At 60.3% G+C, this 25,076-nt stretch carries 22 protein-coding genes and 1 pseudogene; 7 read left to right on the top strand and 16 right to left on the bottom strand.

Features of this window, described 5'->3' with window-relative positions; all coding sequences use genetic code 11:
- Nucleotides 1-129 precede the first annotated feature (129 nt).
- From AC3WJW_RS10235 to AC3WJW_RS10220, 4 genes are all read right to left on the bottom strand, one after another.
- A complete protein-coding gene (locus AC3WJW_RS10235; RefSeq protein WP_493725907.1) occupies nucleotides 130-1,119 on the bottom strand; it encodes a FecR family protein in 990 nt (329 codons plus the stop codon).
- On the bottom strand, nucleotides 1,116-1,688 hold the full coding sequence (locus tag AC3WJW_RS10230) for an RNA polymerase sigma factor (protein ID WP_493725906.1): 573 nt from the start codon (nucleotides 1,686-1,688) through the stop codon (nucleotides 1,116-1,118). The genes AC3WJW_RS10235 and AC3WJW_RS10230 overlap by 4 nt, the downstream gene beginning before the upstream one ends.
- 252 nt (nucleotides 1,689-1,940) lie before the next feature.
- The gene (locus tag AC3WJW_RS10225) at nucleotides 1,941-2,348 is read right to left on the bottom strand and encodes an HPF/RaiA family ribosome-associated protein (RefSeq protein WP_007970346.1); all 408 of its coding nucleotides are present in this window, start codon (nucleotides 2,346-2,348) and stop codon (nucleotides 1,941-1,943) included.
- Nucleotides 2,349-2,562: 214 nt separating this feature from the next.
- Complete coding sequence (locus AC3WJW_RS10220) at nucleotides 2,563-3,510, bottom strand: LysR substrate-binding domain-containing protein (RefSeq protein ID WP_007970343.1); 948 nt, start codon at nucleotides 3,508-3,510, stop codon at nucleotides 2,563-2,565.
- Nucleotides 3,511-3,645: 135 nt separating this feature from the next.
- On the opposite strand from AC3WJW_RS10220, the gene AC3WJW_RS10215 reads away from it, so the two are divergent.
- Together AC3WJW_RS10215 and AC3WJW_RS10210 are read left to right on the top strand one after the other, a co-directional pair.
- Entirely contained in the window at nucleotides 3,646-5,022 is a 1,377-nt protein-coding gene (locus tag AC3WJW_RS10215; protein ID WP_493725905.1) for an L-serine ammonia-lyase, read from the top strand.
- Nucleotides 5,023-5,332: 310 nt separating this feature from the next.
- Nucleotides 5,333-5,650: a DUF3509 domain-containing protein gene (locus tag AC3WJW_RS10210; RefSeq protein WP_493725904.1), complete on the top strand. Its 318-nt coding sequence runs from the start codon at nucleotides 5,333-5,335 to the stop codon at nucleotides 5,648-5,650.
- On the opposite strand, the gene AC3WJW_RS10205 is transcribed toward AC3WJW_RS10210, so the two are convergent.
- Nucleotides 5,647-6,147, bottom strand: coding sequence for a phosphate-starvation-inducible protein PsiE (locus AC3WJW_RS10205; protein ID WP_015093539.1), 501 nt, complete (start codon nucleotides 6,145-6,147; stop codon nucleotides 5,647-5,649). The two genes, AC3WJW_RS10210 and AC3WJW_RS10205, sit on opposite strands and share 4 nt — an antisense overlap.
- A gap of 276 nt (nucleotides 6,148-6,423) precedes the next feature.
- Here AC3WJW_RS10205 and AC3WJW_RS10200 point away from each other — a divergent pair.
- Nucleotides 6,424-6,663 (top strand): annotated as a pseudogene (locus AC3WJW_RS10200) (YebG family protein); the annotation flags it as partial.
- 240 nt (nucleotides 6,664-6,903) lie between these two features.
- Here the strand turns inward: AC3WJW_RS10200 and AC3WJW_RS10195 are convergent.
- Entirely contained in the window at nucleotides 6,904-7,923 is a 1,020-nt protein-coding gene (locus AC3WJW_RS10195; protein WP_007970336.1) for a Glu/Leu/Phe/Val dehydrogenase family protein, read from the bottom strand.
- A 183-nt stretch (nucleotides 7,924-8,106) separates the two neighbouring features.
- Between AC3WJW_RS10195 and AC3WJW_RS10190 the strand changes: the two genes are divergently transcribed.
- Nucleotides 8,107-8,910, top strand: coding sequence for a SirB1 family protein (locus AC3WJW_RS10190; protein ID WP_493725903.1), 804 nt, complete (start codon nucleotides 8,107-8,109; stop codon nucleotides 8,908-8,910).
- A 117-nt stretch (nucleotides 8,911-9,027) separates the two neighbouring features.
- Here the strand turns inward: AC3WJW_RS10190 and maiA are convergent, their stop codons facing one another.
- The 3 genes from maiA to hmgA are packed head-to-tail and all read right to left on the bottom strand — an operon-like array spanning nucleotide 9,028 to nucleotide 12,288.
- The gene (maiA, locus tag AC3WJW_RS10185) at nucleotides 9,028-9,663 is read right to left on the bottom strand and encodes a maleylacetoacetate isomerase (RefSeq protein WP_493725902.1); all 636 of its coding nucleotides are present in this window, start codon (nucleotides 9,661-9,663) and stop codon (nucleotides 9,028-9,030) included.
- Nucleotides 9,664-9,675: 12 nt separating this feature from the next.
- Nucleotides 9,676-10,980, bottom strand: a complete 1,305-nt coding sequence (gene fahA / locus AC3WJW_RS10180; protein ID WP_493725901.1) for a fumarylacetoacetase — start codon at nucleotides 10,978-10,980, stop codon at nucleotides 9,676-9,678.
- 3 nt (nucleotides 10,981-10,983) lie between these two features.
- Nucleotides 10,984-12,288, bottom strand: coding sequence for a homogentisate 1,2-dioxygenase (hmgA, locus tag AC3WJW_RS10175; RefSeq protein ID WP_493725900.1), 1,305 nt, complete (start codon nucleotides 12,286-12,288; stop codon nucleotides 10,984-10,986).
- A 163-nt stretch (nucleotides 12,289-12,451) separates the two neighbouring features.
- Between hmgA and AC3WJW_RS10170 the strand changes: the two genes are divergently transcribed.
- Nucleotides 12,452-13,249 carry an IclR family transcriptional regulator gene (locus tag AC3WJW_RS10170; RefSeq protein ID WP_493725899.1) on the top strand — a complete coding sequence of 266 codons (798 nt, stop codon included), beginning with the start codon at nucleotides 12,452-12,454 and terminating at the stop codon, nucleotides 13,247-13,249.
- Nucleotides 13,250-13,318: 69 nt separating this feature from the next.
- Here the strand turns inward: AC3WJW_RS10170 and AC3WJW_RS10165 are convergent, their stop codons facing one another.
- The 3 genes from AC3WJW_RS10165 to AC3WJW_RS10155 form a co-directional block, all read right to left on the bottom strand.
- Entirely contained in the window at nucleotides 13,319-15,865 is a 2,547-nt protein-coding gene (locus AC3WJW_RS10165; RefSeq protein ID WP_493725898.1) for a LuxR C-terminal-related transcriptional regulator, read from the bottom strand.
- A 142-nt stretch (nucleotides 15,866-16,007) separates the two neighbouring features.
- Nucleotides 16,008-17,378, bottom strand: a complete 1,371-nt coding sequence (locus AC3WJW_RS10160) for a DUF1329 domain-containing protein (RefSeq protein ID WP_493725897.1) — start codon at nucleotides 17,376-17,378, stop codon at nucleotides 16,008-16,010.
- A gap of 23 nt (nucleotides 17,379-17,401) precedes the next feature.
- Nucleotides 17,402-19,195, bottom strand: a complete 1,794-nt coding sequence (locus AC3WJW_RS10155; protein WP_493725896.1) for a DUF1302 domain-containing protein — start codon at nucleotides 19,193-19,195, stop codon at nucleotides 17,402-17,404.
- A gap of 884 nt (nucleotides 19,196-20,079) precedes the next feature.
- Here AC3WJW_RS10155 and AC3WJW_RS10150 point away from each other — a divergent pair.
- Nucleotides 20,080-20,850: an N-acetylmuramoyl-L-alanine amidase gene (locus AC3WJW_RS10150; RefSeq protein WP_493726022.1), complete on the top strand. Its 771-nt coding sequence runs from the start codon at nucleotides 20,080-20,082 to the stop codon at nucleotides 20,848-20,850.
- Between the two features lie 74 nt (nucleotides 20,851-20,924).
- Here the strand turns inward: AC3WJW_RS10150 and AC3WJW_RS10145 are convergent, their stop codons facing one another.
- The 4 genes from AC3WJW_RS10145 to AC3WJW_RS10130 form a co-directional block, all read right to left on the bottom strand.
- On the bottom strand, nucleotides 20,925-21,836 hold the full coding sequence (locus tag AC3WJW_RS10145; protein WP_493725895.1) for an SDR family oxidoreductase: 912 nt from the start codon (nucleotides 21,834-21,836) through the stop codon (nucleotides 20,925-20,927).
- A gap of 279 nt (nucleotides 21,837-22,115) precedes the next feature.
- Nucleotides 22,116-23,018 carry an alpha/beta fold hydrolase gene (locus AC3WJW_RS10140; protein ID WP_095965862.1) on the bottom strand — a complete coding sequence of 301 codons (903 nt, stop codon included), beginning with the start codon at nucleotides 23,016-23,018 and terminating at the stop codon, nucleotides 22,116-22,118.
- Entirely contained in the window at nucleotides 23,018-23,800 is a 783-nt protein-coding gene (locus tag AC3WJW_RS10135; protein ID WP_102701466.1) for a class II aldolase/adducin family protein, read from the bottom strand. The genes AC3WJW_RS10140 and AC3WJW_RS10135 overlap by 1 nt, the downstream gene beginning before the upstream one ends.
- A 228-nt stretch (nucleotides 23,801-24,028) precedes the next feature.
- On the bottom strand, nucleotides 24,029-24,484 hold the full coding sequence (locus tag AC3WJW_RS10130) for a flavodoxin (protein ID WP_008046231.1): 456 nt from the start codon (nucleotides 24,482-24,484) through the stop codon (nucleotides 24,029-24,031).
- Nucleotides 24,485-24,586: 102 nt separating this feature from the next.
- On the opposite strand from AC3WJW_RS10130, the gene AC3WJW_RS10125 reads away from it, so the two are divergent.
- The gene (locus AC3WJW_RS10125; RefSeq protein WP_493725894.1) at nucleotides 24,587-25,063 is read left to right on the top strand and encodes a PAS domain-containing protein; all 477 of its coding nucleotides are present in this window, start codon (nucleotides 24,587-24,589) and stop codon (nucleotides 25,061-25,063) included.
- Nucleotides 25,064-25,076: the final 13 nt, after the last annotated feature.

Here is a 25,076-nt window from a genome sequence, read left to right as displayed (position 1 = left end):
CAATTTGAAAATATTTTTTATTCAGGGTGATGTGGTGTTTGAACTGGCATCTTCGCGAGCAGGCTCGCTCCCACGGGTGAATGCATTCCAAATGTGGGAGCGAGCCTGCTCGCGAAATGGCCAGTCGCCTCAACGCAAAATTATCAGATGCCCCAACACCTGATGCTGCTCAAACCCCAACACCCCCTGCAACGAACTCAACACCGCCTGCGGGTTCCTGCTCGGGAAGCTGCCACTGACCCGGCGTGCCGCCAGTTCATCGTTCAGCAACACAATCCGTCCGGGGTAATAGCGCCCCAGATCCCGCACCACATCGGCCAGCGTCGCCTTGTAGTAATTCAGCCAGCCCTGGCGCCAGGCCAACTGCGCCTCACTGTCCACCGCGTGGAGCATTTGCACCGAACCTTCGCCGTAGGCGACTTGCTGGCCGGCGGTGAGGATTTGCTGTTCGGCGTCCTGGTCCGCCGTCACCCCGACTCGCCCGGACAGCACCGTGACCTGCGCCCCCCGAGGCTGCAAACGGACTTCGAACTGCGTGCCCAGGACGCGCGCCTGGCCTTTCTCGGCGTCCACCACAAACGGCTCACCGGTGTGAGTAACGCTGAAAAATCCGGCGCCGCGACGCAGTTGCACATGCCGCTCGCCGCGACTGAAATCCACGGCGATGGCACTGTCGGCATCCAGTGTCACCTGCGACTGATCGGCCAGGGTGACAGTGCGGATTTCCCCCGGTGCCGAGACGAAGTCCGCGCCCAGGTCATCGATCCAGCGCAATGGCTGCCAGCCTGTACCGAGACTGACCATCAACAACAGACACGCCGCCATCGCCAGCGCACCGGACCAGCGCCCGACCGTGCTGCGCCGAGACTTGTCCATGGCGTTGAGATACCTCTGCAAGTCCAGGGCATCTTCAGCGGCGAGTGTGCGCGCCGGTCCTTCGCTCAGCTCCCACAAGACCTGCGCCCGGGCATAGGCCTCGGCATGGGCGGGATCGGCCTGCAACCAATGACTGAAAGTCGCCTGATCAGCACTGCTGGGCTGGTCATGCAACAGACTCAGCCAGGCCAGTGCCTCCTGTTCCTGAGCGGGCGTCGGGGTGACGCGTTCGAAGTGGTTCACGGTGCTTTCCCTGGCGTACGCGATTCGGGTTCCCGAAGGCTGGCCTTGCAGGCTTCGAGGGCGCGCATCATATGTTTTTCCACGGCACTTTGGGACAAGCCCATGGCCTTGGCGATCTCGGCGTATTTACGGCCGTGAATGCGATTGAGCAGAAAAATCTGCCGCGTGCGCTGCGGTAATGCGCGCAATGCGGCTTCGACGTGCCGCAGATCGTTGCCCGCCTCCAGCGCCGCTTGCGGTCCGCTGCCATGGCTGTCCGGTGATTCCACCAGCATGCCTTCGCTGGCCCGGACCCGCGTGCCTTCACTGCGCAAATGATCGATGGCGATGTTGCCGGCGCAGCGCAACAGATAGGTACTGAGTTCCTCGACTTGCACCAGCGGCCGCCGCCAGAACCGCAGGAACAAGTCCTGAACCAGGTCCGCCGCCGTCGCCCTGCAACCGACACGCCGACTCACCAGCGCTTCCATTTGCGAACGCTGGGAGAGAAACACCTGGAGAAAGTGTGCACGGTCGCCGCGCTGTTGATCACGCTCGATATCGTGGGGGTCGGGTGGGAGAGTCATCATCGTTCATGTTTCGACCTGAAAACCGGGGAGGCCACGACAGCGTCAGGGGCCCGGCAAGGCCGCAATATTAATGATAAATATTCTCATATGCAAAAGGATCGGATGCAACCCTCTATATCGCCCGTTGGCTCATCGCAAACCAGGCTGCCCCACAGCCCATGCCAATGACCATGGCATCCAAAAGCCACCGAAACAAAAACGGGCCTGCAATGCAGGCCCGTTCTCATGGGAAGGTAAAAAGTGAATCAGGTGTCAGCCGTTAAGCGCCGCCTGTTCGTTTTCCAGAAACTCTTCTTCCAGCAGCTGGTCGGCATGGGCGCCACTCTCGATTGGCACCACATTCGCTCGTTTGCCGCGTAATTTGCCGAACATATGCTCCAGCGCATGTTCAAGTTTGGTGGCTGCTCCGTCGATCGCCTGCTCCATGGTGGAGGCTTTATGGGTGACGGAAACCGGTTGATGGCCTTTTGGCCGCGCCTCCAGCTGGCAGCGCATGTCGTGGGGACCCGGCTTGTCGCCGTTCTCGTCCCGCAGGTGAACCTCGACGCGTGTCAGGTCCTCTTCGTAGCGTTCGAGCGTGCTCTCAATGGTCGTACGTACCCACTCCTCCAGTCGTTTACTGCCTTGAATATGGTTATCGCTATTGACTTGGATTTGCATAGTTCATCCCTTATTTCAGCTAGCTCGCGAGAGGCCGGTCAGCTAAGCCCTTGGGCGTCATCACCGTGACCTCTTGGTTACACAATCGGTCTGTACGCTGAACAATTCAACCCCTAAAAAAAGATAAATTTTCAATCGCAAAAAAAGCCGGACAACCGGTAAAAGCGCTGTTAAGGTCGGGAGTTGGGTCGCCCTGCTCTTGCGTAACAATTGCTCACATTTGCTGTTCCCCCAACGGGTGCAGGCTGCGAAAAACCCCCGCTTCCTCCACCAACCAATCGTGCACTGCGCGCACACCCGGATGGCTCAATGCCCCCGGTGCGTAAAGCAGCATGTAGCGCTTGTGGTTGGGCACCGCCAGACCAAAGGGCACGATCAACGCCCCGCGTTCCAGCTCATCGTTGAGCAGCGTTCGTCGGGCAATTGCCACGCCCATCCCGGCGATGGCCGCTTCGATGGTCAGGTGATTGCGATTGAAGGTATGCCCGCGTCGAACATCCGCCCCTTCGAAGCCGATGGCGTTGAGGTAAAACTCCCATTCCGCATACTCGTAGCTGCCGCGCCAGGCGGTGATGTCGTGCAGCAAAGGAAAGTGCATCAGGTCTGCCGGACCGTGCAGCGGCGGACGACCCCGCAACAGGCTCGGCGCGCACACCGGAAAAATCTGTTCATCGAGCAAGGCTGTGGATAACAGGCCCGGGTAGCTGCCGTCGTTCAGGTCGATCGCCAGATCGAAGTCGCCCTCATGCAACGGCACGCTGCTGTCCTCGGCCACCAGGCGCAACTGGATGTCCGGAAAGCGCTGCTGCAAGCGCGGCAGGCGCGGCGTCAGCCATTTGCTCAGGAACGACGGAATCGAACGCACCCGCAGAATCCCGCTGATCATGCCCGCATCCAGTCGGCGCAATTCCGCGTCGATGCTGCCAAAGGCCTCGTTGACGGTAATGGCCAGGCGCTGGCCCTCGGCGCTCAACTCCACGCCACGGGCGCGGCGGTGAAACAGGCGAAAGCCCAAGCGTTCTTCCAGCTGGCGGATCTGCTGGCTGACGGCTCCGGGTGTGATGTGCAGTTCTTCGGCACAACGGGTGAACGACAGGTGCCGCGCAGCACAGGCAAACACGTTCAGCCAGACATAGGTCTGGGCATGTAATTGACGGCTCATCGTTTAGTCCTGCTAAAGGATGTCTTAGGAAATTTCGTTGGTCACATAGGACCTTGGCGGGCAGTATCGCCGACATAGCGCTTGTCCTACAAAAATGGCGGCGATTCCTCTCCCATTACTTGTACAGGCTTTAGCATGGCTATCAGTGTTTTCGATCTCTTCAAAGTCGGCATCGGTCCGTCCAGCTCCCATACCGTCGGTCCGATGCGCGCCGCCGCGACCTTCGCTCAACAACTGATCGCACAGGGTTTTCTGACGGACGTGCGACGCGTGGAGATCCGCCTTTACGGCTCTCTGTCGGCGACCGGCGTCGGTCACGCGACGGACCGCGCCTGCGTCATGGGCTTGATGGGCGAATGGCCCGACAGCATCGATCCCACCACCATCGACAGCCGCATTCACACCCTGCGCGAAACCGGCAAATTGCGTCTGGCAGGCGTTGAGGACATTGCCTTCGACTGGCACCGCGATCTCCTGTTGCTTGACGAGAGCCTGCCCTACCACCCCAATGCCATGTCCCTGACAGCCTTCGGCGAATCCGGCGAACTGTTCGAGCAAACCTATTACTCGGTGGGCGGCGGCTTCATCATCGAAGCGGCCGAGGCCGAATCCGGGATCGCACCGACTGGCGATGTGGTGCTGCCTTACGATTTCTCCAGCGCCGCCGAATTGCTCAGGCTGTGCAATGAGCACGGGCTGCGGGTCAGTGAGCTGATGATGGCCAACGAACGGGCATGGCGTGGTGATGCCGAGATCCGCCGGGGCCTGTTGCACATCTGGTCGGTGATGCGCGAATGCGTCGAGCAGGGCTTGCGTCACGAAGGCATCCTGCCCGGCGGTCTGAATGTTCCACGCCGAGCGGCGAAACTGCATCGCAGCCTGCAGGAAATCGGCAAGCCGAATGTGATCACCTCCACCTTGTCGGCGATGGAGTGGGTCAACCTGTACGCCCTGGCCGTGAACGAAGAAAACGCGGCAGGCGGGCGCATGGTCACGGCGCCGACCAACGGCGCAGCGGGCATCATTCCGGCGGTGCTGCATTACTACATGAAATTCAATGCCGATGCGTCTGACGACGACGTGGTCGCGTTCTTCCTGGGTGCTGCCGCCGTAGGCATCCTGTGCAAGAAAAACGCATCGATTTCCGGGGCCGAGGTCGGCTGCCAGGGCGAAGTCGGCTCTGCCTGCGCCATGGCCGCCGCGGGCCTGGCAGAGGTACTGGGCGCCAGCCCGGAACAGTTGGAAAACGCTGCCGAAATCGGCCTGGAACACAACCTCGGCCTCACCTGCGACCCGGTGGGCGGACTGGTGCAAGTGCCGTGCATCGAACGCAATGCCATCGCCGCCGTGAAAGCCATCAACGCCACGCAAATGGCCCTGCGCGGTGATGGCAAGCACTTCATTTCCCTGGACCGGGTGATCCGCACCATGCGCGACACCGGAGCCGACATGCACGACAAGTACAAAGAGACGTCACGGGGCGGACTGGCGGTGAACTGGGTGGAGTGTTGACCGCTTTGGTTGCACGCCCGCCATTATTGCCCTGAAACGTGCAGAAAACGCGGCCCCCTGTAGGAGCGAGCTTGCTCGCGAAAAACCCTCAGGCGCCGCAAGCCATCTGGTTTGACGCGTTATCGTTCACGACCATCGCGAGCAGGCTCGCTCCTACAGAACCTGTTTATTGTCCGACAATTTTCCGGCATGGGCCTTGCTACTTCCCTGCTGGAACAATGATGGCGAGATGGCCGATGGTCTGGTGTTGCGAACTAATCCCGATATCGGCCGGTCAACAACTGCACGTTCAATCAGGCGGTGACGCATCATGGACAACCCTTTCCAGCTCATTACCGATGCCTTTGCAGCGGATTACCAGATCAACCTGAGCATTCAGGGCCTGGACGGCAGCATCATGCTGACCCTCTCAAACAGTGGCCGCGTGGTGGCCAAACGCATGATCAGCGCCGAACAACGCAATGACCCCCAGCGCCTCAAGCGCCTGGTTCAAAGCATTCAATTCGGCATTGCCATCGAACAGGGCCACAGCGCCGTGGCCATCCTCGAAGCCATGACCGCCGGCAGCGGACGGACCTTGCCGCCCCCTCCCGTCAAAGGGCGGCAGCGCCCCACGCTCGGGCTCTAGATTTCGCCCTTCTCGACCTCTGGATGTTCACTGGAACCCGCGCCGGTCTTGCGATGCGGATTTTCGATCTTCACCGAGGGAAATTGCGACGAAGCGTAACGCACCACCAGAATCGCAAACGCCAACAGCAGAATCCCGCCGCACAGGTAAATGATCCCCAGGTCCGGCGGGTTGTGGTGCGAAACGTTGGAAATCAGCAGCCGTGTCAGCGCGGTGATCGCCACGTAGATCAGGAAGCGCACGGGCATGTGGTTGGTCTTGAAGTAAATCCCGACCATCGCCCCCAGTTCCAGGTAGATGAACAGCAGCAGGATGTCATCGATCTTGATGTGCCCCTCTTCGATCATCCCGAGAAATTCCATCACCGCCGCCCATGCGGTCACCGCACCGATGGCGAACAGCGCCAGGTAATGAAAGGTCTCGACGAACAGATTGCCCAGGGACTCGGCCAGTTCATGCACGCTCTGCCGCAGTTTTTCGGCCCAGTTGATTTTCACGGTGATGCTTCCTTAGGTCGGTTCGACCGGATGATGCGGGTTGGACGTGACGGTTTTTCTGCATGCAGAAAAAAGGCCAGCCCATGATGGCGAGCCGTTCCGGATTGCGCGCCGTGGCGTTTGGTCGCACCTGTGCGGGGCCTCGCCTGACAAATGTCGAAACCGGTCTACATTAAAAAGCCACTACCCAAAAGACAGGGTTTCGCTTATCCTTTCGCTGTATATAGATACAGTAGTCGAAACCGACAACCAATGTGAAGGCATGTGAGGTGGTGAATGGCCGTCGAAGTGGTATACCGCAGCAGCCGAGATCTGGAGCGCTTGTTCATGGATAAAGCCGAAGCTGACCGTCATGACAAAATGCTCGAACTGGCCGAATTGCTGGCTGAAGTGTTGCAAAAAGCCGTTCCGTCCCTGACCGAGCAGCAAGTGGAAGAAGCCGGGATCTACATGGCGAAGAATCGCGATGTGTTCGCCAAGGCGTTCAAGAGCCAGCCGGACGCCCTGTCCGAATTGCTTGCGGCACCTGTTGAAGTCGTGGAACCTGTTGTAGCGCCTGAGGTGGTTGAAGCCGCTGAGCCGATCACCCCGGCCAAGCCTGCCAAGGCCCCCAAAGCCGCCAAGTAAGCAAGGCCCGAATTGAATAGGCCCTGAGTCCGATGGAGTCAGGGCCTTTTTCATGTCCGAAGATCAAAAGATCGCAGCCTTCGGCAGCTCCCTGCAGGAGCTGCCGAAGGCTGCGATCTTTTGATCTTTTTATCGATACAGCACCTTTTCCGCCAGCTCGTCCGCCACCCGAGCCGGCGAACGTTTTTCCGCCTGGGCGTGGGCAAACACCTCGGTCAGACGCGAGCTGATTTTCGACAGGTGTGCGGTGATGGTCGACAGTTCTTCACCACGGTGCTTGAGCGACACATAGATCAGCCCGCCGGCGTTGATCACGTAATCCGGTGCGTACAGGATGCCGCGACGTTCCAGTTGGTCGGCGACATCCAGATGCGTCAGCTGATTGTTAGCCGAGCCGGCCACTGCCGAGCAACGCAGTTGCGTCACGCTGTGGCTGTTCAGCACTCCGCCCAAACCGCAAGGCGCAAGAATATCGCAAGGTGTGCTGAGCAGTGCGTCGTTGGCGATGGGGTGAGCCCCGAGTTGCTCCATCGCCAGTTGCACCTTGCCATGATCGATATCGCTGACCAGTAGTTCGGCCCCGGCGGCGTGCAACTGTTCTGCCAGGGCATAACCGACGTTGCCCAAGCCTTGAATGGCGACGCGCAGGCCTTCGAGGTTATCGCTGCCCAGTCGCGCCATCGCAGTAGCGCGAATGCCGGTGAATACGCCCATCGCCGCGTGCGGCGCGGGGTCACCCGCCGAGGTGGTGCTGGTGACGTGTTGGGTCTGTTGGGCGATGCAATCCATGTCCGCCACTGAGGTGCCGCTGTCGATGGCCGTGATGTAGCGCCCGTCCAGCTGATTGATACAGCGTCCGAAGGCTTCGAACAGCGCGGCGCGGTTGGCCACATGAACGGGGCGAATGATCACCGCCACGCCGCCACCCTGGGCCAGGCCGGCCAGTGCCGCCTTGTAACTCATGCCTTGGGCCAGGCGCACCGCATCCTCGACCGCAGACTCGTCGCTGGGATAGGCAAGATAACGACAACCGCCCAGGGCAGGCCCCAGTCGGCTGTTATGAATGGCAATGACCGCCTTCAACCCGGTGACCGGGTCAACGCTCAGATGCAGCGATTCAAGGCGAGTACTTTGCATGAGAGCGAACATCGTAAGGCTCCCGAATCACTTCTTGTAGACGCCAGTATAGGCTTGCGCCCGAAAATTGCAGAAGCGCACCGGAATAAGCGCGACCGCGATGCAGGCTTTCGGAAATAACCGGAATTCGCTCTTGCGCAGCACTGGACGAATGCCGGAGAGGGGACTAAAACGAGGCATTGCCCGGAGATTTTGATGACCCCGCGCCAATCGTTCTTCGCCTGCCTGCAACGTTCACCGCCCGCGCTGTTCGAGGCGGCGCTATGGATTGCAGTCGAGCATGACGGTGAAGTGAACCCCCAAGCAGTACTGGCCGATTTCCAGGAATTGCAGCAACGGGTCAGCGGTGGCTTGCCGATGCTGCCGGTCAGTGAACTGGCCCAACCGCTATTGCGGCGCATGAACGACCTGGGCTTTGCCCAGGACGACTTCACACCCTTGCGCCCACAAGTGGCACTGCTCGACAAAGTACTGGAACGCCGACGAGGGCAACCCTTGACGCTGGGGTTGATTGCGCTGGAGTTGGCCAAGGGCCTGGAGATCCCCATGGTCGGGGTCAACTTTCCCGGGCATTTCCTGCTGCGGGTGCCGGGCGCCGATCATTTGCTCGATCCCTGCGGCGGCCGTCGCCTTTATCCGAACGATTGCCGAGAGTTGTTGCACCGCCAGTATGGCCCGAACATGAAGCTCAGTGCCGACCATCTGGTCACCGCCGAACCGGTGCAGATGCTGCAACGGCTGTCGCGCAACCTGCGCCAGTTGTACCTGTCCCACGACGACTTCATCAATGCCCTGATCGACGCCGGGCGCGTCCTGGAACTGGGCAATGCCAGTAGCGCCGACTATCTGGCCCGGGCCAGCCTGTATCAACGGCTGGACTGCCCGAACGCCGAGCGTTTTGACCTGGAGCACGCACTGCTGCTCAGCGACGATCCCATCCAGCGGATTCGCCTCACGGAACGGCTGGGGCATCTGCCGCCGAATGCCATCGTTCATTGATCAAAAATCATTGTGGGAGCGAGCCTGCTCGCGAAGAGGGAGTGTCAGTCAAATCAATATGACTGACATACCGCTATCGCGAGCAAGCTCGCTCCCACATTGGGTCGGTGTGAACCGTTATGGCGTATCTGGCTGATTCGCCGGATGCGCCTGGATGAACGCCGGGTGCGTCGCCGCCAATGCCGCCACTCGCCGGATGCGAGGATAAGCCTCAAGGGAAACATTGAAACGCTCGGCCGCGTACAGCTGAGGGATCAGGTAGACGTCCGCCAGCCCCGGCTCGGGGCCGAAGCAGTAACCGTCATCACCGATCAACTGCTCTACCGTGGCCAGGCCCTGGCCGACCCAGTGCCCGATCCACTCCACCACCTGCGGTTCGTCGTGGCCCGACTGGCGCAGCCGGTTGAGCACGCTGACGTTGTGCAGCGGGTGCACATCGCAGCCGATCACTGCCGCCACGCCACGCTCATGTGCGCGGGTGGCGAGGTCCCTGGACAGCAGCGGCACCTGTGGATAACGTTCCTCCAGGTATTCGATGATCGCAGGAGACTGGATCAGCAATTCGCCTTCATCGGTACGCAAGGCCGGCACGCGGCCCTGCGGGTTGATGCCCAGATAAGGCGGCTGTCGATGCTCGCCGCCTTGGGGTGCGATCAGGTTGACCGGCAAGGAATGATAATCCAGGCCCTTGAGTGCCAACGCGATACGCACCCGGTACGACGACGTCGAACGGTAGTAAGTATAGAGTTCCATGCCCCGCTCCTCTCAGCGCGCCGGCAGCACTTTGCCGCGGCACTCACCGAAACCGATGGAAGCGAAACCGTCGCGGCGGCAACGGCCGCGCAGGATGATTTCGTCACCGTCCTCAAGGAACTTGCGCACCTCGCCCGAGGCCAGTTCGATCGGTTTTTTACCGCCTTCGGTGATTTCCAGCAGGCTGCCGAACTGACCACTCTCCGGCCCCGACAAGGTGCCCGAACCGAACAGGTCACCGGCCTGCAATTGGCAGCCGTTGACGCTGTGGTGCGCGACCATTTGCGCCACGGTCCAGTACATGTGCTGTGTGTTGCTCAGGGTCAGGCGATGGGCCGGCAGGTTCTGCTCGCGCATGGCCTCGGTGAGCAGCAGCACTTCCAGTTCGATGTCGAACCCGCCAGCGGCCTGATCGCGCTTGTCGAGCAGGTACGGCAGCGGCTGCGGATCGCCTTGCGGACGCGCAGGCTGGGCGCGACGGAAGGGTTCCAGTGCTTCGGCGGTGACAACCCACGGCGAAATGCTGGTGATGAAGCTTTTTGACAGAAACGGCCCCAAAGGCTGGTATTCCCAGGCCTGGATGTCCCGTGCCGACCAGTCGTTGAGCAGGCAGAAACCGGCGATGTGATCGGCAGCGTCGCCGATGGCAATCGAGTCGCCCATGTCGTTGCCCTGGCCGATCCAGATGCCCAGCTCCAGTTCGTAGTCCAGGCGCGCACAAGGGCCGAACGTCGGTTCGCTCTGACCGGCCGGCAACGTCTGGCCTTTCGGGCGGCGGACGTCGGTACCGGACGGGCGAATGGTCGACGCACGACCGTGGTAGCCGATTGGCACGTACTTGTAGTTCGGCAGCAACGGGTTGTCGGGACGGAACAATTTGCCGACGTTCTGCGCGTGCTCGATGCCGACGTAGAAGTCGGTGTAATCATTGATTTTTGCCGGCAGGTGCATCTCGCAATCCGCCGCCAGCGGCAGCAGTTTTGCGCCCTGGGCTTCGATCTTGCCGTGCAGGGTGCTGCCCTCGGCGAACAGTTCCAGCAAACGGTCGCGCAACGCGACGCGAGCCTCACGCCCCAGTTCGAAGAAGGCATTCAACTGACCGCCAAGGGTCGCTTCGACGGCTGCTTTCGCAGCGCCATCGAACAAACCGGCCTCCAGGGCCGCTTGCAGGTCAAAGATGTGTTCGCCAATGGCCACGCCACTGCGCGGTGCCGAGCCGTTGAGGCTGAACACGCCCAGCGGCAGGTTTTGCAGAGGGAAATCCGCATGGCCGTTGGCGGATGCAACCCAGCTGCGAGTGATGGAAGTCTGCGTCATGGGTTATCTCCGGGTCGGGTCAAAAGTGGCGGGCAGCGTAGCCCAGCAGGCATCGTAAGTGTTTTGCAGTTGCGGGCAATCGAGGGCGAAACGGCTCGGACGCAATACCTGGCTAGTCTCGAACATGAATGCCATGGTGTTGTCGATTTTCGCCGGCTTGAGGTCCGCGTTGATCGCTTTGGTGCAAGTCTCTCCGTCGGGACCATGGGCGCTCATGCAGCTGTGCAGCGAAGCACCGCCGGGCACAAAGCCTTCGGCCTTGGCGTCGTATTCGCCCTGGATCAAACCCATGAACTCGTTCATCAGGTTGCGATGGAACCAGGGTGGACGGAAAGTTTTCTCGGCCACCATCCAGCGCGGCGGGAAGATCACGAAGTCGAGGTTGGCCAGGCCATGGACGCTGGTCGGCGAAGTCAGCACGGTGAAGATCGAAGGATCCGGGTGATCGAAACTGACGGTGCCGATGGTGTTGAAACGGCGCAGGTCATATTTGTACGGCACGTTGTTACCGTGCCAGGCGACCACGTTGAGCGGCGAATGATTGAGCTCGCACGCCCACAACTGGCCGAGGAATTTCTGCACCAGCGTGGTGGGTTGTTGCAGGTTCTCGTAGGCCGCCACCGGGGTCAGGAAGTCCCGCGGATTGGCCAGGCCATTGCTGCCAATCGGCCCCAGGTCCGGCAGACGCAGCGGCGCGCCATGGTTTTCGGCGACATAACCACGGGCCTGCGGGTCGAGCAGCTCGATGCGGAATTTAAGACCCCGTGGCAGCACGGCAATTTCCAGCGGTTCCAGTTCAAGCACGCCCAGTTCACTGGCAATGCGCAGGCGCCCCAGTTCAGGCACCAGCAACATCTCACCGTCGGCGTTGAAGAACACGCGCTCCATGGAACGGTTGGCGCAGTAGTTGTAGATGCTGATCCCGGCCGGTTTTTCCGCGCCCGAGTTGGCGGCCATGCTCACCAGGCCGTCGATGAAGTCGGTTGGCTCGGCGGGAATGTCCAGCGGGTTCCAGCGCAGGCGATTGGGGGTCACCTCACCCAGCGGGCCGCCGGCCAGTTGCCGGTCCAGCTTGACGAATGCCGGGTGATTGGCTGACGGCTGAATGCGGTACATCCACGTCCGACGCGCCTCGCTGCGCGGCATGGTGAACGCCGTACCGGAGAACAGCTCGGTGTAGAGACCGTACGGGGCTTTTTGCGGGGAGTTCTGGCCAACAGGCAGTGCGCCGGGCAAGGCTTCGCTGCTGAATTCGTTGCCGAAGCCTGACAGGTAGGCCAGCGCTGGCATCGTTGAATCGGGGTTCATGGAGCCTCCTGAACAGGGAGTCGGCAGTGGCCGCTCGCTCTGTTGCAGAGGTCGAGGCACGCCTGGGTTATTTTTATCGTAATTTGATTACGCATAACGTAATTTGATTGGTATTGACCGTCAAGCTATAAAGACGCCCATTCGTCCCGGGATCCCAGCCACCATGGAAAAAACCAGCGACAACAACGGTAAACAGAAAGTCCGCTCGGCCGAGGTTGGCACCGACATCCTCAAGGCTCTGGCCGAGTTGTCGCCTTCGACTTCGCTGTCGCGCCTGGCCGAACACGTGCAGATGCCGGCGAGCAAGGTCCACCGTTATTTGCAGGCGCTGATCGCCAGCGGGTTTGCCGAACAGAACGCAGCGACCAACCATTACGGCCTGGGTCGTGAAGCCTTGCGCGTGGGGTTGGCAGCACTCAACAGTATGGACGTGCTGAAAGTCGCCGCCCTGCCCCTGGCCGAGCTGCGCGATGACTTGAACGAAACCTGCTTTCTGGCGGTATGGGGCAATCAGGGCGCGACCGTGGTGCACATCGAACCGGCAGTGCGTGCGGTGACGGTGGTGACACAACTGGGCTCGGTGCTGCCGCTGCTCAGCTCTTCGACGGGACTGGTATTTGGCGCCTACCTGCCGAAACGCGAGACCGAGGATCTGCGCGTGCAGGAATTGCAGTCCCACGCAGCCCATGTACTGGCAGACGATCAGGCCTACGCGACCCAGTGCGAACAAATCCGCGCACGTGGTTTGCACCATGTACATGGTTTACTGCTGCCAGGGGTGGATGCCTTGTCGGCACCGGTATTCAACGCGATGGGCAGAGTGGTTGCGGTGCTGACGGTGGTGGGGCCGACATCGTTGTTCCATGCCGATGAAAACGGGCCGGCGGCGCAGCGCCTGTTATCCGCCAGCCGTGCGGTCAGCTGGCGCATGGGTCATGAACCCGCCGCCTCCGCAACCTGATTGCGACAGCTGTGCCAACCAGGCAGGGTTGGCATGCCTTTAATTCATTTCAAAACCAAAAACCAACACTTAACAAACCTGCATTATCAATCCCAACTTCTTCGCCATGGCAACTGCCTGTGTGCGTCGTTCCACACCCAACTTGCTGTGAATGCGCCGGGCATGGGTTTTCACCGTATGCAACGAAATGAACAGTTGCTCGGCGATTTGCTGATTGGAGTTGCCTTGGGCAATCAGGTCCAGTACTTCAAGCTCCCGCCCGCTCAGCAAGCTGACAGCGGTGCCCCTGTCGACCATTGGCGCCGTTCCCTGTAGACGACAGATCAGACCCGGCTGGCGCAAATTCAAATCACGCAATGCCTGTTGCCCATGACAACGCTTCACCAACGCCAGGCCAGCCTCCAGTGCGGCATGAGCCATGTCCGGCTCGCCCGTCAGGTCCGCCACTTCGCAGATTGCCAATTGCAACTCCGTTTCCAGCGCCAGCATGGCCTGTTGTTGCGCATGCTGGAGTAACGCCTTGAGGCGATCCAATGGACATTGCGCCAATTGAAGTTGAGTCTCGGCCAACACCAATTGGTATTCGATACGCGCAATCAGTTGCAGCGTGGCGGGTGGTGCCTGGCGTGCATGGGCCCCGCGATAATGACGCAAGACTCGGGTCAGCGCTTCCCGGACCAACTCCGGGCGCCCTTGTTGCAGCCAGAAATGACTGCTGATTTGCAGCAGTACGCTGCGATAAACCGTGTCGGGGATCTGCCGTTGCTGCATCAACCGTTCGGCTTCGCGCAGACGATCAAATGCATGGGCATAATCGCGCTGGTTGGCGGCCATCTGTGCTTGCCCGAGAAAGCCATACAGCGCGTGCTTGTCCTGGCTTTGCAGGCAGTCCTCCAGGCCGGACTGGAAGAAACCGGCGGCCAGTTCATCTTGTCCCTGACAGAGGGCCAACCGTCCTCGCCGCAGGGCAATTCGCCCCAATAGCGGCGTCGGTCGATCAGCCTCTCGAGACAACAGCGCAACCGTATCAGCCAACAAGCTCTCGGCGCGTCGGGGCGCTCCGCGCATCTCCAGCAGCTGCGCGTGATCGAGTTCAAGCAGCCCTTCGAACAATAGCGAGCCTTGGGCGCGCGCCAGGCACAGTGCCTCACGATTGAACGCCTGCGCCACATCGAGTTCGGCGTTGAGCAACGCCTGCTGGGTCAGTCCTGACAGGCACAACACTCGCGCCGGCCAGGCATCGACGCCCAGTTCGGCCAGCGCATCGAGAAAGTGCCCGCGGGCCGCCTCCATACGGCCTTGCAAATGCAGCAGCCAGCCCTGCTGCGCCTGCCAGCGTGCCAGCAGTTGCCGTTGCAGCGCCTGCGTAGGCTGCGGGGTAAATCGTGCCAGTTGCTCGATGCACGCGGCGGCAGGGTCGAAACGTCCGGCAAACAATAACGCCGCGCTGACCAGCCCCACCAATTGCGGCGTAACAAGGGTCAGCTCAGCCTGTTGACGCTCGTGGAGTTTCAACAACAGACAGACATTTTCGCGCCGGAACAAGTGCTCGAGGCTGAAGTGCTGCAACAGACTGACCGCCACTTCGAACTCCTGCGCCAACAGCGCCTGCTCGAACGCACCTTGCCAGTCCTCTTCGGCGCTGAACCATTGGCACGCGCGGCGATGCCAGGATCGCCCGGTCGGGGTCGGCTCTTCAGCCATTGCCCGGGCCAGTGGCTCGAAGATCCGCAGCCACTCGACGGAGTCTTCCCAAGGCTCAATGAAGCAGCCCATTTCCTGCAACGCGTGCAGCCACTGCGCGCCCTCACCCGTACCGAAAAGATGCTCGCACAAGCTGGCGTTGAAGCGTGGCAGATGAACCAACACCTGCCAGACCTCAACCAACTCCGGCGGCAAGGTGTTGAACAACTCGTGCTGCAGATAATCGAGCAACGTTGCCGAACGCCCCTGCTCACCCGACCACGGGCAACCATTGAGTAACGCGATCCGCACGCCAGCGCACCAGCCACCGCTACGCTCAACCACCCTCTTGGCGGTCTGGGCCGCCAGGGTCGGCTCGACATGACCGAGCAACTGCCCGACCTCGGCCTCGGTAAACGCCAGCGCCCGGCCTTCGCACTCGTACACCTCATCATCGAGCAGCAGCCGCGGCCAGTTGCAGGAGGGTCGACGACGGGAAGCCAGCCACCAGGTCAGCGCCGGGTTGGCGACGGCCAACAGGCGATCGAGCATCCGGTCGAGTTCCGGGTTGGGTGCGCGGCAGTAATCATCCAGGAACAGCCAGGTCGGCGTCTGTAATCGGGCCAGATGCGCCAGCAGCCCGGGCTCATCCGCCGATGGCAGATCCAGCGCTTGCGTCAGGCGCAACAGAAAATCGGCAGCACTCAACGACGCCCCCGCCAGCGGCAGCCAACAGACCCGACAGTGCTCCGGCGCCCGCAGCAGGCATTCGCTGAGCAACGCGCTCTTGCCACTGCCGGGCGGTGCGCAAAGCAACTTCACCCTCGCGGTCGACCCCAGCATGGGCTTGATCAGCCGCTCGCGGGACAGATGATGGGACGACAGTCGGGGCACAAGGCCAGGGCGGTCCAGACGGTGCGTCATTGCAGTCATTGTGATGCGCCTTTTTTTATAATTCTGGCGCCACCCTAGACCCCTCCCGAGCGCTTGTTGAAGAAGTATTCAACACACTGATCGCCCCCTATAAAAAAGGTGACCGCAAAGTCACCCTTTTGTGTAGAAGCCTGTAGGAAACCTACCTGACCCCCGTGCTACGCAAGGCTGCCGGTGTGTAGTCCCCCGCTTTTGCATCGATGTTGAACTCGAAGCTGCGCTTTTCTTCGTTCTTCATTCCCAGTGCGATGTAGCGACCGGCAATCAGGTCATACAGCGCTTCGACGGTATAGGCCGGCACCTGGTGATCGTAGTAGAACTGGGCATGCCCTTCGGCGACGCGCCAGAGCTGTCCACGTCCGTCGTAGTGGTCGGCCAGCGCCACTTGCCAGCTGTCTTCGTCGATGTACATGTGGCGCTTGGCGTACACGTGCCGCTCGCTCGGCTTGACCGTGGCGACGACCTCCCAGACCCGGTGCAATTCATAGCGCGTCAGGTCCTGATTGATGTGCCCGGCCTTGATCACATCGGTGTACTTGAGGTCTGGCGAGTCGAGCTTGTAGCTGTTGTAGGGGATGTACATCTCCTTTTTGCCGATCAGTTTCCAGTCGTAGCGATCCGGTGCGCCGGAAAACATGTCGAAGTTGTCGGTGGTGCGCAGGCCATCGGATGAGGTGCCGACACCGTCATAGGCGACCTGCGGCGCACGCCGTACCCGACGCTGGCCGGCGTTGTAGATCCAGGCCTTGCGCGGTTCCTTGACCTGATCGAGCGTCTCGTGGACCAGCAATACGTTGCCCGCCAGCCGCGCCGGTGCGGTCACTTCCTGCTTGAAGTAGTTGAGCACGTTATCGTCGCTGCCCGGTTTCAGATCACCGAGCAACGACGGCACGGCGACTTCGTCCTTGAAGCGGATCACCGTGAAGTCACCATTGGACTGTGGTGTCGCCTGGGTGATGGTGCGACGCAGATTGCCGCCGTGGTAACGGGTGACGTGGTTCCAGATCACTTCCACGCCATTCTTCGGAATCGGGAACGCGTAGTAGCGATTGCCGGTGAAGTTGGCCAGACCGTTACCGTCGTTGATCGGTGTTACGTTCAGCGCACTGCGCTTGGCCGACTCATAGATTTCTGCCGGTAGGGCCACGGTGCGGTGGCTGGGATAAACCGGAATCCTGTAAGTCTCGGGGTAGCGCTTGAACATTGCGATCTGGCCGTCGGAAAGCTTGTCCTTGTACTTGTCGACGGTCGCCGCGGTGATCACGAACAACGGCTTTTCGTTGGCGAACGGGTCGGCCAGGAAACCTTTGCTGTCCACCGCGCCAGCGTTTTTCGGGATGCCACCGGTCCAGGCCGGAATCGAACCATCGGCATTGCCGGCCTTCTCGGCACCGAGTGGTGTAAGGCTGGTGCCGAGCTTGTTGGCTTCCTCTGGCGACACCGCGGCCATCACCTTGGCGGCCAGCAGACTCAGAGCCAGAACGGTGCCCAATTGCAGAATCATCTTGCGCATTGAATTCATCCTTTTCAGCCAGATCAGAAGTTCACACCAAAGCTCAACGCCACGAAGTCACGGTCGGTGAGGACGTTGTAGTCCCCTCCGAAAAAATCGGTGTAACTGAGGCTCGCGGTATAGGTGTTGCGATAGTCCGCATCGACACCCAGGCTGATGGCCTTGGCGCCTTCGTTGAACAGGCCGTTGGGGCCATAGCCGGAGACGTCGTGGGACCACGAGAGATTGGGCCTGACATTGATCCCGGCGATGAGGTTGTTGTAGTCGAGGATGGCCCGACCGCGATAACCCCATGAAGTCGAGGTCACGAAGCCGTCGGTGTCACCGCCGAAACCATACTGGCCATACACCGAGTCGCGGCCATAGCGCAGTTTGCTGCGTGCTTCCAGGCCACCGACCCGAACCACCGCCGCCTCGCCCACCAGCGTCAGGCGATCCGCACCGGCGACCCGATCGATGAAGTGCGTCAGGGTGCTCTGGACCTGCGTCACTTCCTTGCGGCGGTAACCTGTGTTGTCAGCCCCCGGTGACGTGGCGATGGGCGACGCCGCACCGCCTGCTATCGGATTGAGCATGGCCAGGGTCAGGTCATTGGTGTTGACCTGCACCGGGAGGTTGGGGCGGTAGCTGATTTCCCCGCTCCACGCAGTGCCGGTCGATAAGGTGGTGGAGAAGCTGGCGCCGTAGAGGCGGATGTCCTCCGGGTATTCGAGGTAATACTGCCCGCGTCCGAGCATCACACTCTGGGCCAGGCCTGAACCGCTGCCGGGGGCGATTCGGTTGGCGGCGGCGACGATTCCCGGAAGGCTTGCCAGCGTACTGAGCCCGGCGGTGGTGGTCCCGACGCTGGGGCCGCGGCTGTGGTAGTTCATGAAGTACAGGCCGTACTCGGTGTCGTCCCCCAGCCAGCGCAACGCCGTACCCCACTGTCCGGAATCCCGGGCATCACGGTCGCCGCCACGGGGAACGATCACCCCCTCTTTGCTGACCTCGAAGCCCTGGCCAAAGGCTGCAGCAATCGGCTGCAGCGGTGCAATGGCCGGGCTGGCGACGGTGTAGCCCTTGTTGCAGCCATCGGCCACCACATCGACACCAAAGAAGGTGCCGCAGTTATCGACGACTGTCTGATCCCATTCCAGTTGATAGAAGCCTTCCACGGTCAACTTGTCCGTCAGGCCCTGGGAGGCGAACAGCATGTTGACCGGGATCAGGCCCTCCTTGATCTCGGCCCCAGGGCGACGGAACGCGGACACGTCGACCGGATTGATGCTGTTGATCGAGTTGCCAATGAAGGTGCTCTCACCCCAACTGACCACCTGCTTGCCGGCACGCACCGTGCCCGGCAAATCGGCGAGGGAGTAGTTGTGATAAACGAATGCGTCGAGGATTTGTCCGCCTGAAGACTTGGCGCCTTCTTTGCGATTGTGATCGCTGATGTCCTTGAATGGGCGGCTTTCATCCTTCAGCTCGAAGTCGTACCAGTACTTGCCACGCACAAACGCACCGGTGTCGCCGTACTTCAGTTCGAGGTCGTGAATCCCCTTGAAGATCTTCGAGAAGGTTTCGCCTTTCTTGAAGTTCAGGCGCCCGTCGTCACCGGTCGAAGACTGACCGGAACCGCCATTGACGGTGCCTACCAGGGCATCATCCGCATCACGCATGCCCCAACTCGCGCCGACCGACAATGAGGAGTCGAACGTCCCCTCGATTTCCCCGATGCTGAACGAAATGGCCTGAGCCTGGGCACAGCAGCCCAATGCAACCGCGGCCGCCAGCGCCTGCGGTGTGAAGATGGCGCGCATTGTTGTTTTTGTCATGCGTCTTCCCCGGTGAGTGACAGAAGGCGTCACCCTACTGCCGGGCATCGGGATCGATAAGCGCACCAAGGAGGTATTCGTGGTGTACCTCTAAAGGATGACTGGCACAGGGTCATCACCCGGACGTCGAGCAGCCGAATCCTGACTGTTGCCTGGGCTGCAACAGTGCATGTCGGGAATTGGTGTTTTTCCTACAGCACCAAGGACTTATTCTTATCTGGCTGCCACGGAGCCTGCGCCGTGACTGAAAGATTTCAGATGAATCGAGGATTCGGCTCATCGCCCCGTGTTCACTGACGTTGATTTGTAGCTCCTGATCCAACGTCTTACTTTGGCCGCTGCGTTTGCAGCGGCCTTTTTTATGGGGCTCATTTTCAACGTGGGCACGGCCACTGCAGGAGCTGGCTTGTCGGGTCGCCGCATCGCAGCGATGGTCGTTAACGATAACGCGTGTGAACCGGATAAACGCGGCGCACAGACGCCTCGGCTTGGGCGAGTCCATTCAATTACAGTTTCGGTGTGGGCACGGTCCTTTGTGGGAGCTGGCCTGCCAGCGATGGTCGTTAACGATAACGCGGGTTAGCTGGATGAACGCGGCGCACTGGAGTCCATCGCCAGCAGGCTGGCTCCTACAGTTTCGGTGTGGGCAGGGTCCTTTGTGGGCGCTGGCTTGCCAGCGATGGTCGTTAACGATTACGCGTGTGATCTGGATACACGCGACGCACTGGAGTCCATCGCCAGCAAGCTGGCTCCTACATTTCTTTCAGAAAGCAACTACAAGCATAGGTAAACATCACAAGCACTCCGGCCATTAAGTTGAACAGCAAGTCGGCAAACGACTTTTATCGTTGCCTGGCTTCAAACTACTTATTGCGAGTGCAACCATGAAACCCATCAACTACAACCAGTATCGCTCAGCCAGACGCTTCAACAGCCGAATACGCTTTCTGGTTCTTCACTACACCGCCGCTAACTTTTCAAGTTCTGTCAGCGCCCTGACCGGCCCGAAGGTCAGCGCGCACTATCTGGTTCCGGATATCACCGACCCCAGTTACCTGAAAGCCGGTTATACCGGGCAGGAAGTGTTCAACCTGGTGGATGAAAGCCATCGCGCGTGGCACGCGGGCGTCAGTCAGTGGGGCAACCGCAGCAATCTGAATGACACGTCTATCGGCATTGAGGTGGTCAACCTGGCGACTGACAACCACGGCGAATTCACCTTCCCACCGTATCACCCCGAGCAGATTGCCGCGATTGAACAACTGGCGCTGAACATCCTCATGCGCTACCCGGATATCACGCCGACGCAGGTTCTGGGCCACTCCGATATTTCAATCGGCCGCAAAAGCGACCCGGGGCCGATGTTTCCCTGGCAGGCGCTGTACTTGAAAGGCGTCGGCGCCTGGTTTGATGAAGCCACTCGGGACCAGTATCTGAGCCAATACACCACATCGGGCGTTCCGGGCCGAAGCGAATTGCTGGGGCTGTTCAAGTCCTATGGCTACGATGTTTCGGGCGCCTCGTCGGAAGGTGGTTTTCAACAGTTGGTGCGGGCATTCCAGATGCATTTTCGCCCGGAAAAATTCGACGGAAAAATGGACGCACAGACAGCCGCCAATCTGAAGGCACTGGTATTCAAATACTTTTCCGGCTGATCGAGGGCAAACGATTTTCCAACCGACAAATGCGGTTACCGGCAAGGTCAATCAATGTGACCTTGCCGGCAAAGTCAGAGCGAATACTTCTGCAAATTCCCCATCATTTCCTTCAGCGCTTCGATGTTGTCCTTCGGATGCGCCGCACCTTCGAAGTCGCAAATCTGCTGCCAGTGCGCCGCCACGTCTTCCGGTGAGAAGCCGGCCCGTGGATCGAACCCGACACCGAGGCTGCGCTCCCAGCGGACCTTGCCCATCCAGCCGCCACCGACCTCGAACAGACCGGAGGTTTCCTGGCAGTTCTCGCTGGCCAGGTACACCACCAGCGGGCTGACCAGTTCCGGCTTGAGCTGTTCGAAGACTTGCGGCGGGATCAGGCCTTCGGTCATGCGTGTGCCGCCGGTAGGGGCGATGGCGTTGACCAGGATGTTGTTCTTGCGGCCTTCGATGGCCAGGGTGCGGGTCAGGCCATAAAGACCGAGCTTGGCCATGCCATAGTTGGACTGGCCGAAATTGCCATAGATACCCGAGGTCGACGCGGTGAAAATCACCCGGCCGTAGTTTTGCTCGCGCATGTGCGGCCAGGCGGCACGGGTGACTTTGTAGGCACCTTCGACGTGGACGCGGTAAACCAGGTCCCAGTCGGCGTCTTCCATTTTGTGGAAGGTCTTGTCACGCAGGATCCCGGCGTTGTTGACCACCACGTCGACGCGACCGAAGACGTCCAGGGCGTGCTGGACCAGTTTGTCACCGTCAGTGACCGAATCGTGGTTGGCCTCGGCGATACCGCCGGCCTCGCGAATATCCGCTACCACGCGGGCGGCGGCCGAGGCGCTGGCGCCTTCGCCCTGGGTCGAGCCGCCCAGGTCGTTGACCAGAACCCTGGCGCCCTGTTTGGCGAACAGCAGTGCATGCGCCCGTCCCAGGCCGCCACCGGCACCGGTAATGATCACAACTTTATCTTCGAAGCGCACAGACTCATTCATGGGGGGACTCCAGCAGGCCAAGGGACGATGAGTCCGAGTGTCCGGCACGGCGCAGCGGGTCACAATCAACACGGGGGAGGCTGAATGGTGCGCGATAAGGCTGGGGGATGATGATCGCGTCAACAGGTTGCGCGGCCCTTGTGGCGAGGGAGCTTGCTCCCGTCGGGTCGCGAAGCGGCCCTGAGGCATTCAATCCGGGACACAGGTTTTACGACTGCTGCGCAGCCCAACGGGGGCAAGCCCCCTCGCCACAAAAGCCCAGCAGGTTCACGCTGCGAATCAGGAACACGCCACCTTGCGCGGTGGGGAAAGCAATTGATCGCGAAACGCCAGGTAGTGCCTGAGGACCTCGCAGGGTGCCTCGATCTGCGGGTAGTGACCGATGTCGGGCAACACCACAGTGTCCGCATCCGGGATCAGCTCCCGGTAACGCTCGACCATATGCACGCCGGAGATCGGATCGACCCCGCCATCGATCACTCGCAGCGGCACTTCACCGCGTTGCATCGCGCTTACCCAGCGGTTGCGCCAGACCCGTCGCTCCGGGATGTAGGCGATCAACTTGTGCATGATCCGTGGCCCACGCTGGCATTCGACCAGGCTCCAGAAGTCATCCATCTGGCTTTCACTGGGACGGGTTTGCGGGCCGAAAATCTGCCGAAAGCTTCTCACCAGGCCATCACGGCTGAAGGCACGGCCAATCATCCAGCCCAAAGGGCTGAGCAAGAGCTTTTGCATCAATACCGGGCGGTGGGTTTCCGGAAACAACCCGCCGTTGAGAAACACACAACTGGCCAGCTCCACCCGCGACTCGTAATGCCGGGCCAGCAGTTCCTGGGCCACGCTGTCGCCATAGTCGTGGGCGAACAGGTGCACCGGCTGTTCGACATTCAGGTGCTCAAGCAGTGCCTGTTGCAGATCCGCTTGCTCCAGCAGGCTGTATTCGTGGTTCGCCGGTTTGGCCGAATCGCCGAAGCCCAGCATGTCGCAAGCGATCACGCGAAAGCGCTGGGTCAATGGCTGCCACAGGTAATGCCAGTCCCAACTGGCGGACGGAAAACCGTGAATCAGCAACAGCGGCTCACCCTGCCCCGCCGTCCAGTAACGGATGCTGTGGCCACGGAAAACGAACGTCTGGCTGCGTTTGCGCCAGACACACAGAGGAATCTCGGCGAGTGCCATTAGAGTTTATAACCCGGGTCCAGTTTATCGAGCTTGCGCAGCAGCGCCGGCCACGCCAGCGCTCCACCCATTCCTTGAGCACTTCTGGTGACACCCGCGATCATGGCTTTGGCGCCGGCCAGAATCTGCGGTTCGATGGCAATCAGTTCAGCCGCACCGTTTTGCGCCATGACTTGAATGTCGCAGGCACGTTGAAAGGTAAACATCATCAGGAACGTATCGGCGATGGTGCTGCCGCAGGTCAGCAGACCGTGGTTATGCAACATCAGGAAATTGTTTTCACCGAGGTCGGCCTGCAGCCGCACCTTCTCTTCATGGTTGAGCGCCACACCTTCGTAGGCATGGTAGGCCAGGCTGGAAAGCACGAACAACGATTGTTGGCTGATCGGCAGAACGCCCTGCTTCTGTGCCGAGACCGCCACCCCTGAAGCCGTGTGGGTGTGGAGCACACAAACAACATCGTGACGCACTTCATGCACGGCGCTGTGGATGGTGTAACCCGCCGGATTGATCTCGTAAGGACTGTCCATCAGCTTGTTGCCGGCCTGATCCACCTTGACCAGGCTCGACGCGGTCATTTCGTGAAACATCAACCCGAACGGGTTGATCAGGAAATCTTCGGTGCCGGGTACCTTGGCGGAGATGTGGGTAAAGATCAGGTCATCCCAACCGTGTTGGGCAACCAGGCGATAACAGGCCGCCAGGTCAACGCGAGTCTGCCACTCGGCAGCACTGACCTGGTCTTTGACACTGTGTGGCGATTGGACGGGAGCGACAGTCACGGCAAGGAGCCTCGGTGTTTTTTTATTATGGAGTGTTTCCTATGTTCACCGAGTCTAGTCAGCCCTTGAGGTTCGTGTAGTTGCATTGGCAGCCAGCTTGGTGGCCTTACGGGTCAGTCGCCCTGCCATCCATGGATCCATGTCAAACGACCGGCGCCAGCGATGGTCTGACCGGCAGTTCTTTACCGTACTGTCAGAACCCTGACTGGCATGGATGTCGGCGTAACGTCAGGTGCGCAGTGCGCTGATCAGCTCCGCCAGCCAAGGTTCGGCGTCCGTCTCGGGGGTCACGCTCTCGCTGGCATCCAGGCGCAGCATCGGCAGTACTTCGCGAATGCCCAGTTCACCGAACAATTCGCGCATCTGCTCGCCGCCGCCACAAAAAGTATCGCCATAACTCGCATCGCCCAATCCGATCACCGCGCCCGGCAAACCGCGCCAGGCTGCTGGCAGTTGGTCACGAATGGTCGAATACAGTGGTTGCAGATTGTCCGGCAGCTCACCCATGCCGGTGGTCGAGGTCACCGCCAGAAAGGCTTCGGGGCCAAACGCCTGGACGTCGGCGAGGGTCGCACGCGGGTTGTGCCAGGTTTCGAAACCGGCGGCTTTCAACAGGCTGGCGGCGTGGCGGGCAACTTCTTCGGCCGTGCCGTACACCGAGCCGGAAATGATGGCGACTTTCATCAATCTGATCCTGAATCCGGGTGAAAGACCCGGATATTAACACCACGGTCGTGATTATTCTTTTAGAATGCAATTGACAATCAATCAGGAAAGGATGCTCCGATGATTAATGCTCAACTGCTGCAAATGGTGATCAACGCCTCCAACGACGGCATCGTGATCGCCGAGAAGGAAGGCGATCAGGACAAAATCCTCATATACGTCAACCCCGCGTTCGAACGCCTGACGGGGTACTCCAGCGAAGAGATCCTCTATCAGGATTGTCGTTTCCTGCAGTCAGGGGACCGCGACCAGGAAGCCCTGCCGTTGATTCGCAACGCCTTGAACCGAGAAGGTTCCTGCCGGGAAATACTGCGTAACTACCGCAAGGACGGCACACCGTTCTGGAATGAGCTGTCCCTTTCAACGGTGAAAAATCCAGCGGACGGGCAAACCTACTTTGTCGGCGTGCAGAAAGACGTCACCGTCCAGGTCAAGGCGCAACAGCGCGTGGCTCAACTGGAGGGGCAGGTCGCTGAACTCCAGGCGGAACTTGCTGCGCTCAAGGCGACGAACGGTGCAAACGAAACTCAGAATTAATGGTCAGTAACTA

This window comes from Pseudomonas sp. GW821-FHT07G06 (assembly GCF_058986625.1).
The sequence above is the reverse complement of the archived record's forward strand: the minus strand, read 5'-3'. Positions and strand labels throughout refer to the sequence as shown.